Annotated in this window: 7 protein-coding genes, 4 tRNA genes and 2 rRNA genes (1 of these 13 cut by a window edge); 11 read left to right on the top strand and 2 right to left on the bottom strand. The window is 55.0% G+C overall.

All coding sequences use genetic code 11. The features are described from left to right. Positions 1-2,767 (top strand): 23S ribosomal RNA (locus tag R6U90_RS12370); it begins 123 nt to the left of the window's first position. A gap of 125 nt (positions 2,768-2,892) precedes the next feature. Beyond that, positions 2,893-3,008 (top strand): 5S ribosomal RNA (rrf, locus tag R6U90_RS12365). A 323-nt stretch (positions 3,009-3,331) separates the two neighbouring features. On the opposite strand, the gene R6U90_RS12360 is transcribed toward rrf, so the two are convergent. Continuing rightward, positions 3,332-4,906, bottom strand: a complete 1,575-nt coding sequence (locus R6U90_RS12360) for a cation:proton antiporter (RefSeq protein WP_410352995.1) — start codon at positions 4,904-4,906, stop codon at positions 3,332-3,334. Between the two features lie 161 nt (positions 4,907-5,067). Here R6U90_RS12360 and R6U90_RS12355 point away from each other — a divergent pair, with 161 nt between their 5' ends. Continuing rightward, positions 5,068-5,517: a universal stress protein gene (locus R6U90_RS12355; protein WP_410352994.1), complete on the top strand. Its 450-nt coding sequence runs from the start codon at positions 5,068-5,070 to the stop codon at positions 5,515-5,517. Here the strand turns inward: R6U90_RS12355 and R6U90_RS12350 are convergent. Continuing rightward, a complete protein-coding gene (locus tag R6U90_RS12350) occupies positions 5,509-6,501 on the bottom strand; it encodes a heme-dependent oxidative N-demethylase family protein (RefSeq protein ID WP_410352993.1) in 993 nt (330 codons plus the stop codon). The two genes, R6U90_RS12355 and R6U90_RS12350, sit on opposite strands and share 9 nt — an antisense overlap. A gap of 21 nt (positions 6,502-6,522) precedes the next feature. On the opposite strand from R6U90_RS12350, the gene birA reads away from it, so the two are divergent. The 8 genes from birA to R6U90_RS12310 all read left to right on the top strand — a co-directional run. Further along, positions 6,523-7,521 (top strand): bifunctional biotin--[acetyl-CoA-carboxylase] ligase/biotin operon repressor BirA, encoded by a 999-nt coding sequence (gene birA / locus R6U90_RS12345; protein ID WP_410352992.1) that lies wholly within the window; start codon positions 6,523-6,525, stop codon positions 7,519-7,521. Next, positions 7,505-8,248: a type III pantothenate kinase gene (locus R6U90_RS12340; RefSeq protein ID WP_410352991.1), complete on the top strand. Its 744-nt coding sequence runs from the start codon at positions 7,505-7,507 to the stop codon at positions 8,246-8,248. The genes birA and R6U90_RS12340 overlap by 17 nt, the downstream gene beginning before the upstream one ends. Before the next feature lie 21 nt (positions 8,249-8,269). Further along, complete coding sequence (locus R6U90_RS12335; RefSeq protein ID WP_410352990.1) at positions 8,270-8,902, top strand: SPOR domain-containing protein; 633 nt, start codon at positions 8,270-8,272, stop codon at positions 8,900-8,902. Positions 8,903-9,017: 115 nt separating this feature from the next. Next, positions 9,018-9,093, top strand: a tRNA-Thr gene (locus tag R6U90_RS12330). A gap of 148 nt (positions 9,094-9,241) precedes the next feature. Next, positions 9,242-9,326 (top strand) — tRNA-Tyr (locus tag R6U90_RS12325). Positions 9,327-9,481: 155 nt separating this feature from the next. Continuing rightward, positions 9,482-9,555, top strand: a tRNA-Gly gene (locus tag R6U90_RS12320). A 123-nt stretch (positions 9,556-9,678) separates the two neighbouring features. Next, a tRNA-Thr gene (locus R6U90_RS12315) sits at positions 9,679-9,753 on the top strand. Between the two features lie 60 nt (positions 9,754-9,813). Continuing rightward, on the top strand, positions 9,814-10,000 hold a 187-nt coding region (locus R6U90_RS12310; protein ID WP_410352979.1), incomplete at its 3' end, for a GTP-binding protein.

Genomic DNA, 10,000 nt, shown 5'->3' with positions numbered 1-10,000 from the left:
GAAACCCGGCCACTTCTGGTGGTCATCGTACAGTGAATACATAGCTGTGCGAGGCGAACCCGGGGAACTGAAACATCTAAGTACCCGGAGGAAAAGAAATCAACCGAGATTCCCTTAGTAGCGGCGAGCGAACGGGGACCAGCCCTAAAGTGCTTATAGTTCTAGTGGAACAGTCTGGAAAGTCTGGCCATAGCGGGTGATAGCCCCGTACACGAAAGAGTTATAGGTATTAAACGAGTAGGACGGGACACGTGTTATCTTGTCTGAATATGGGGGGCCCACCCTCCAAGGCTAAATACTCCCTACCGACCGATAGTGAACTAGTACCGTGAGGGAAAGGTTAAAAGAACCCCTGTGAGGGGAGTGAAATAGAACCTGAAACCGTATGCGTACAAGCAGTGGGAGCAGACTTGTTCTGTGACTGCGTACCTTTTGTATAATGGGTCAGCGACTTACTTCTCAGTGGCAAGGTTAACCGTTTAGGGGAGCCGTAGGGAAACCGAGTCTTAATAGGGCGTCTTAGTCGCTGGGAGTAGACCCGAAACCGGGCGATCTATCCATGGCCAGGGTGAAGGAGAGGTAACACTCTCTGGAGGCCCGAACCCACTTATGTTGAAAAATGAGGGGATGAGCTGTGGATCGGAGTGAAAGGCTAATCAAGCCCGGAGATAGCTGGTTCTCCCCGAAAGCTATTTAGGTAGCGCCTCATGTCTCACTCCTGGGGGTAGAGCACTGTTTCGGCTAGGGGGCCATCCCGGCTTACCAACCCGATGCAAACTCCGAATACCAGGAAGTGCAATCATGGGAGACACACGGCGGGTGCTAACGTCCGTCGTGAAGAGGGAAACAACCCAGACCGCCAGCTAAGGTCCCAAAGTTATAGCTCAGTGGGAAACGATGTGGGAAGGCAGAGACAGCCAGGAGGTTGGCTTAGAAGCAGCCATCCTTTAAAGAAAGCGTAATAGCTCACTGGTCGAGTCGGCCTGCGCGGAAGATTTAACGGGGCTCAAGCTATACACCGAAGCTGCGGATGCAAGCTTGCTTGCATGGTAGGGGAGCGTTCTGTAAGCCTGCGAAGGTGTGCTGTAAGGCATGCTGGAGGTATCAGAAGTGCGAATGCTGACATGAGTAACGATAATGGGGGTGAAAAACCCCCACGCCGAAAACCCAAGGTTTCCTACGCAACGTTAATCGGCGTAGGGTGAGTCGGCCCCTAAGACGAGGCAGAAATGCGTAGTCGATGGGAAACAGGTTAATATTCCTGTACCGCTTGTAACTGCGATGGGGGGACGGAGAAGGCTAGGCCAGCCGGGTGTTGGATGTCCCGGTTTAAGCAAGTAGGTAGACCCTTTAGGCAAATCCGGGGGTTATTACCGAGATGCGAGTACGAGCCCTCTTTTGGGCGAAGTGGTTGATGCCATACTTCCAGGAAAATCCTCTAAGCTTCAGGTTACAAGCGACCGTACCCCAAACCGACACAGGTGGGTGAGGAGAGAATCCTAAGGCGCTTGAGAGAACTCGGGTGAAGGAACTAGGCAAAATAGCACCGTAACTTCGGGAGAAGGTGTGCCCCTGGTAAGTGAAGCGACTTGCTCGTGGAGCTGAAGGGGGTTGCAGTGACCAGGTGGCTGCGACTGTTTACTAAAAACATAGCACTCTGCTAACACGAAAGTGGACGTATAGGGTGTGACGCCTGCCCGGTGCCGGAAGGTTAATTGATGGGGTTAGTCCTCGGACGAAGCTCTTGATCGAAGCCCCGGTAAACGGCGGCCGTAACTATAACGGTCCTAAGGTAGCGAAATTCCTTGTCGGGTAAGTTCCGACCTGCACGAATGGCGTAACGATGGCCACGCTGTCTCCACCCGAGACTCAGTGAAATTGAATTCGCTGTTAAGATGCAGCGTACCCGCGGCTAGACGGAAAGACCCCGTGAACCTTTACTATAGCTTCACACTGAACTTTGAGCCTACTTGTGTAGGATAGCTGGGAGGCTTTGAAACTGCGACGCCAGTTGCAGTGGAGCCATCCTTGAAATACCAGCCTGGTATGTTTGAGGTTCTAACCCAGGCCCGTTATCCGGGTCGGGGACAGTGTGTGGTGGGTAGTTTGACTGGGGCGGTCTCCTCCCAAAAAGTAACGGAGGAGCACGAAGGTACCCTCAGCACGGTCGGACATCGTGCATTGAGTGCAAAGGCATAAGGGTGCTTGACTGCGAGACAGACATGTCGAGCAGGTACGAAAGTAGGTCTTAGTGATCCGGTGGCTCTTAGTGGTAGGGCCATCGCTCAACGGATAAAAGGTACTCCGTGGATAACAGGCTGATTCTCCCCAAGAGTTCACATCGACGGGAGAGTTTGGCACCTCGATGTCGGCTCATCACATCCTGGGGCTGTAGCCGGTCCCAAGGGTATGGCTGTTCGCCATTTAAAGTGGTACGCGAGCTGGGTTTAGAACGTCGTGAGACAGTTCGGTCCCTATCTGCCGTGGGCGTTTGAGACTTGAGAGGAGCTGCTCCTAGTACGAGAGGACCGGAGTGGACGAACCTCTGGTGTTCCGGTTGTCACGCCAGTGGCACTGCCGGGTAGCTAAGTTCGGAAGGGATAACCGCTGAAAGCATCTAAGCGGGAAGCCCCCCTCAAGATGAGGTCTCACCAGTGACTTGATCACTCTGAAGGGCCGTTGAAGACTACAACGTTGATAGGCTGGGTGTGGAAGTGCAGTAATGTATGAAGCTAACCAGTACTAATTGCCCGTGAGGCTTGACCATATAACACCCAAATTTTTTGGGTCAGAAAGGTCACCAACAAGTAATACAATCAAAAAGCATTATCTTCTACCTAATCCAGAATTCAGATCGAGTGTCGTAGTATCACTCTCGATCTAACCAGTTTGCCTGGCGGCAATGGCGAGTGGGAACCACCTGATACCATCCCGAACTCAGAAGTGAAACTGCTCAGCGCCGATGATAGTGTGGGGTCTCCCCATGTGAAAGTAGGTCACTGCCAGGCTTTAATTCAAAGCCCCATTCTCGAAAGAGGATGGGGCTTTTTCTATGTAAGGCAATCTATTCCTGACGGTGATTGTTTTCGTACATTCACGAACCTCGCGACTCAGGCCTGTGCCTGGTCAAAAAGGGCTTGTTTTGACAAGTCGGTACAGTGCCGTCTTCATTGCACAGCCTCAAAGAAGGCTTTCAGCATACATATAACCAGGCACCTGCTCGAATGAGGCCGGGGTTTCTCCTGTATGGGGATCGCTCGGATAAATTTATCAGCTACAGATCACAGGTGCTAAATCGCTACAACGAAGATTTTTGCTACCGGCTGCCGGATCAGCGACGAACTACCGAGGGTGAGAGCTCATTGGGCAGGGTTTGCAGAGTCTTGTCAGCAAAGCTGACACCAATACTGTCATAATAGTTATAAACCAGATCCGCGCCCCTGTTCTTCAGTTGTTCGATTTCCTCGCTATACAAGGCAGTAGCGTTAATTTGCCCATCGAACCCCCGTTCACGCAATTGCTGAATGGCCATTAATTTGGCGGACAACTCGGGCATGCAGAGCATGATGATCCTCACGCCGTTGAGCGACAGTCCCGTCCACAAGCCGGGATCCTCGGCATCGGCATAGAGTACCCGACGTCCCTGCCGACGATGATTCTCCACTTTGCCCGGATCCGAGTCGAGGCCCACAGCCCGCAGATGACTTTCCCGGAGAGTGTCATATACACCCGTACCAACCCGCCCCATGCCGACGATCAGGATATGGGCACTACCGACATTAATGGGTTCGTCATCCGGGTGCCGGTGACGGCTTTCAAATCGTTTCAGTCCTTTGCCGAGCAATTGATACAAATCGTGGGAATAACGATTTAATGGCGCTGTGATGGCAAAGGAGACCGCGACAGTCACCGCCAGCAGGACCAGCCAGTCGGTACTGATCCAGCCCTGGGCTTCTGCGACGCTGGCGACAATCAGGCCGAATTCACTGAAACTGGACAGGCTCAGGCCGGTCAGAAACGCGCTGCGCGCACGCAGGCGGAACAGCAGCAGGATAAAGAAAAACAGCAGGGCCTTGAGAGGGAGCAGCAGATTGAGTAACAGCGCATGTTCAAGAGTGAGTAACGTGGGATGGCCTGACAGTCCGATTTGTAAAAAGAAGCCAACCAGTAAGATTTCTTTCAGCCCCCACAGGGCGTTGGAAAGCTCGGACGCGCGTTTGTGATCGGAGAGGATGATACCCAGTAACAAAGCCCCCAGTTCCGAGCTGAGCCCGAATTCCTCGAAACTGCCGCCACCGACAACCAGCGCCACCAACAGCCCATACAAAATGACCAGTTCACCATGCCCGCAGATATCCAGTAACCAGTGAAGCAACGGGCGGAGCAAAAAGAAACCGAGTAACAGAAAAGACCAGGGTGAAGGGGCCACGCCTCCGGCCATACTCAGGATGGCGACAGCAACCAGATCCTGCATGATCAGAATGCCGATTGCGACCCGGCCATGGAAGGCGCGTAATTCTTTCTTGCTTTCCAGGACTTTGGCGGCGACGACAGTGCTGGAAAAGGAGAGGGCAATGGCGATCATCACGGCCGCTTCAAAGGAAAGAGTGCCGAACTGGCTCAATATGGCCCAGAGCAGAACAATGGTGAGTCCCATGTGTAACAAAGAGCCGGCCAGAACTTCAGTGCGGATCAGGCTTTTGAGGCGTAATTTCAGACCAACGCTGAACAGAAGTAACAATACACCGGCATGGGCGATAGCCTCGATGAGCTCATTGGTTTCATGGCCGTTGGCACTCAGCAGAAAGCCGGCGGCCAGATAACCAACCAGTGGCGGGAGGCCTATCAGGCGCATAAACAGGCCGGCGCCAAAGGCAAAGCTCAACCAGATAGTAGCAGTCAGCATCGGCAGGTTCCTTTCAGGCTGTCGATTATTTGTGCAGAGGTATTGTTCGTACTCAGCCAGATTAATCGCTGCCGGGTAAGGAGTCCAGAGCCCGGTTTGCAGTCATCAGCGGCTTTTCTATACTCTTGGTCACACAGTACAACAGGACAGGAAATGGCCGGATGGGTTCTTATCAAAATATTCTGCTGGCTCTGGATCTTTCGGATGAAGCGGACCAGGTATTGGTACGGTCCGGTCAGCTATTCAGTCAGGAGGCGGCCCGGCTGACTCTGTTGCATGTGGTGGAGCCGGTCGTGACCGAAAACAGTTACGATTTAATTACGACACTGCCAGCTGATTTTGAAGAAAGTCTTTATAAACAGGCGGAGTCATTTTTGCAGCAGAAACGCGATGATTTTCACCTCAACAACGCCAGCGTGCGGGTCGAGATCGGTTCGGTAAAATCCGAGATATTGCGGGTCGCCGAACAGATAAAGGCCGATCTGATACTGGTCGGTACGCACGGGAGGCACGGCGTGGGTCTGTTACTGGGCTCCACCGCTAACTCGGTGTTGCACGGGACCCCCTGTGACATACTCGCTGTGAGAATCCATTCGGCAGAATCAGCCTGATGTATATAATGACCCGAGCCAGTTGAGTAATGCTGTGGGATCGGCCAGCCCTTTGTACTCACGATGGTGCGGTTCCATACCCGCGATGGCCTGATAGAGTAATTGTTGTTCGTTCACTGATAAGCGGGTCAGCGGTGTGTGATACGTTCGAATAGTAAATAAGAGGGCACTGGTTTGCGGCAATCCGTGCAATACCTGTCGCTCGACCCGCAGCCATGCTGCCGGGTGAACCGGATCAAAGGCCCGCCCCTGCCACTGTTGGCGGTCGGTTCCCGGCGGGGGATCGGGATGGTGATTGAGCCGCTCGTCAGTGGCAATACCCCAGGCAAAACGAACAAACGGTCCCTCTTGTAAACAGGCCTGCAATAATTGCGCTGCCCGGGCATTGATGCGGTGCATGTCCGGCACCGGTTGATGAATCTTCGCGAAATCTCTCCCGATCTTCTCACGGGGATCCCAATGGTTGGGCTGACACAGATGAATGGCGCACAGCCTGGCTTGTTCGCCACGCAGATCGAGCAGTGCCAGATCTTCCTGGACCTGCAGGGCCAGGGCATCGAGTCCGTTGCAATAGGGCGGGGTGTTGGCCGGATTCGCGGGAGAAGCACCGAGATAGTGACCGTCACGGGTAAATTGCAGTGATTGACCACTGAGTCCGCAATCCAGCTGTTGTTCTTCCCGGGTTTGAAAAAGATGAAAATAGCCGGGAAAGTCGCTGCACAGGCGATCGATCAGAAATCGGTTAAGTATCGGGGCCAGATCGGCGGCCTCGGGAGTAACACAGAAGTATTTATCCAGTTGCTCGCAGCGGGCATCTTGTTTGACCTGACGATAATCGGCGAACTGTCGATCCAGCTGAAACAGGCGTCTGTCGGTCGCCCCATTACCAAAGTCATGTCCGAGCCTGTAAAATCCGGGTTTGATCGCGTACTGTCCCGATGACAGCGGAAAATAATGGGCGACCGGTTCGTCTGGGGTGGCCATGAGGCAGAGTGAATCCGATTGATGCAGAGTTTGCGTAATATTCTGTCCCTGCTGGCCGACGGCCGCTTTCATTCCGGAACGGCGCTTGCCTCCCGGCTGGGAATCAGTCGTACAGCAGTCTGGAAGCAAATCCAGCGTGTGTCAGAACAATACAATATTCCGGTTCAGGCGGTACAGGGCCGGGGTTATCGATTGCCCGCGTCGCTGGAATTACTGGATGCTGATGTCATCATCGAGGGACTTTCACCCCCTGCGCGCGCCTTGCTGGAGCGGTTACAGATCGAATGGTCTCTGGAGTCGACCAACCAGTGGTTAATGCAGAGCCCGGATCTGCCCTGCGGCACCGTGGTGGTTGCTGAACACCAGACCCGGGGACGTGGGCGCCGGGGGCGGGAGTGGGTTTCGCCGTTTGCAACCAATCTCACTTTCTCCCTGCTGGGGTGTTTTGATGGGGTACCGTCTAATCTGGCGGGTCTGAGCCCGGCCGTGGCGGTGAGTATCGTGCGCGCGCTGAACGGGCTGGGTGTCAAAGGGCTTGGGCTCAAATGGCCGAATGATATTCAGTGGCAGGGCAAGAAGCTGTGCGGAATCCTGCTGGAAATGCAGGGGGAAGCAGGCGGTCCCTGTCGGGTGGTCTGCGGCATCGGCCTGAATGTCAGCATGCCCCGTGACGCCGCAGAAGATATTGAGCAACCCTGGACGGATCTGCAGCGTATCACGGGCCGGCCGCCCTCACGAAACCAGTTATTGACGGCTCTGCTGGATGAACTGCTACCCGCCCTGACCCGCTATGAGCAGGAGGGCTTACAGCCGTTTCTGTCGGACTGGCAACGCTGGGATGCTGTTGCCGGTAAACCGGTACAGTTGTTGTTGCCGCAGCGCACGGTCCAGGGACGGGCTATCGGCATCGATGCGCAGGGGAACCTGCTGATCGTGCACGCGGGCCGACAGGAAACCTATAGCAGCGGCGAAATCTCGCTGCGAATGGACACGGAACAGGACCATGCAATTACTGATTGATTTCGGCAATACCCGGATCAAATGGGCGACAGAGGATACCGGAGTACTGCAGTTCGGTGCCGGGGCGGTCTACAGCGAGGCGCTACTGGAGGAGCTGTTCGAGCACTGGTGGGGAGAATGTTCCACGCCCGATTCGATCTGGTGCGCCAGTGTGGCGCCATTGGCCTGCCAGCAGCGACTGGAGCACTGGTGTCGCCAGCAATGGCAACAACCTGTCCGGTTCCTGACGGCAGTTGCCTGCCAGCAAGGCGTGACCAACGCCTATACTGAACCGGCAACACTGGGCAGTGATCGCTGGGCGGCATTGCTGGGTGCCCGTCATCTTGTCACTGGGAGTGTCGCGGTGATCGACTGCGGCAGTGCGATTACCGTCGATTTGCTGGATGCCGACGGCGTTCATCAGGGTGGTTATATCGTGCCGGGACTGTGGATGATGCAGCAATGCCTGCAGGAGCGCACCGGCCGGATTACTGAATCCCCTGCTCTGCCCGGGCAACTGACGCCGGGCGATTCCAGTGTCAGCTGTATCAGTCATGGCGCCCTGCGCAGTGTGACGGCATTGCTGGATCGCCTCATGCGCGATCTGCCTGTCGGTCACCGTCAACTTCAGTGGTTGATCACCGGCGGTGATGCCCCGCATATACAACCCTATCTGGAACAGGCCTGCCGTGCGGTACCGGATCTGGTCCTTCAGGGACTGGTCTGTGTGGCGCAGAACAATGACTGAGCGCCGCTTAAAAGGAAAGTAATGATGAAATGGTTGATCTATGTGTTGCTCCTGCTCAATCTCAGCCTGTTTGCCTGGCATTACCGGGCCGACAGCGGCAACCCGACGTCGGATGAAGCATTACCGGCGGATGTGCAGCGCCTGGTGTTGCTGCGAGAACAACAGGAATCGAGTGAAGCGTCGCAGTGGTGTTATAGCCTGGGACCACTAAAAGAAACCGGTCAGGTCAAGGCCCTGGCGCAGCGCCTGCAACAATGGGAGATCAAGGCCTGGCAGCGCAAGAGCCAGGAGGCGGGGCGCAAGGGTTACTGGGTGATTTTGTCGCCGTTACCCTCCCGCAGTGAGGCCCGCGCTGCGGTGGAACGACTCAAGGTCAAAAACATTGAGGATTATTTTCTGATCGCCACCGGCGACAAAGCCAACGGTGTGTCGCTGGGCGTCTTTTCCAGTTTTGAGGCGGCGCACCGGCGCATCAATCAACTGGCCAAGCTGGGCTTTGAGGCGATCTGGGAAGAAGTGAGACTGCCCGTGGAGGAATACTGGCTCGACTGGCGGCGCGACAGCGGCGATATTTCCGTCGAACAACTGGCGCGCTTGCGCGAAGATTACCCGGATTTGAAAAAAATCGAGCGCCCCTGCCAGCCACAGCAATAAGCACGCCATCGGGAATCGACCAAAACCCTTTCACTGAAACTGAAATTGCCTTTATCCCGACAATTTCTTAGAATGCGCGCCTGGTTCGGGTCGCTACTTGTCGGCCTGGCCCTATGCTGGCGTAGCTCAGTTGGTAGAGCAGCTGACTTGTAATCAGCCGGTCGGGGGTTCGACTCCTCTCGCCAGCTCCAGATTTTCCAAAGGCCCGGACAAAAATCCGGGCCATTTTGTCGGCAGGGACTAAAAATCGGCCGCAGGTGGCGGAAATGCAAGGTATTTTCCCACTTCCCGGTTGACACTGCCCTATTGCTCGACGAAAATACGCAGCTTCGTGCGCGCGGAGGGGTTCCCGAGTGGCCAAAGGGATCAGACTGTAAATCTGACGGCTCAGCCTTCGGAGGTTCGAATCCTCCCCCCTCCACCAAACACAAAGTTACAAGGGCCGAGTTACGAGGGACGAGGAAAACCGGAATCGTAACGCGGCGGCAGCGGGCTTGGTGCAGCTACTACCCCGGGACGTGATGAGATGTTGAGGGCTGGCCCTCGTAACTCGTTACTCGTACCTCGTCCCTGAATATAGCGGGTGTAGTTCAATGGTAGAACTTCAGCCTTCCAAGCTGACTATGTGGGTTCGATTCCCATCACCCGCTCCAAATTAACAAAGGGACGGAGGTCCCTGGGACGAGGGACGAGGAAAACCGGGCTAAGTTTACGGTTGATACGAGCGAAAGAGTCATTACTCGTCACTCGGCCCTCGTTACTCGTCACTGTTTTTAGCCCATGTAGCTCAGGGGTAGAGCACACCCTTGGTAAGGGTGAGGCCGGCGGTTCAAATCCGCCCATGGGCTCCAGGTGTATATAAATAGTGGTATTGGGTTTTTAGTTAAATTCGCAACAGGGGAGGCCTGACGGTGTCCAAGGCAAAATTTGAACGTACGAAGCCGCATGTGAACGTGGGAACAATTGGTCATGTAGACCATGGCAAGACGACCCTGACGGCGGCGATCACCAAAGTGATGGGCGAGAAGTTCGGTGGAGAAAGCCGGGCCTACGACCAGATTGACAGCGCGCCGGAAGAAAAAGCGCGCGGCATCACTA

Origin of the sequence: Thiohalophilus sp. (assembly GCF_046483665.1) — a bacterium.
Classification (GTDB): domain Bacteria; phylum Pseudomonadota; class Gammaproteobacteria; order UBA6429; family Thiohalophilaceae; genus Thiohalophilus.
This window is presented reverse-complemented; position numbering and strand designations above follow the sequence as displayed.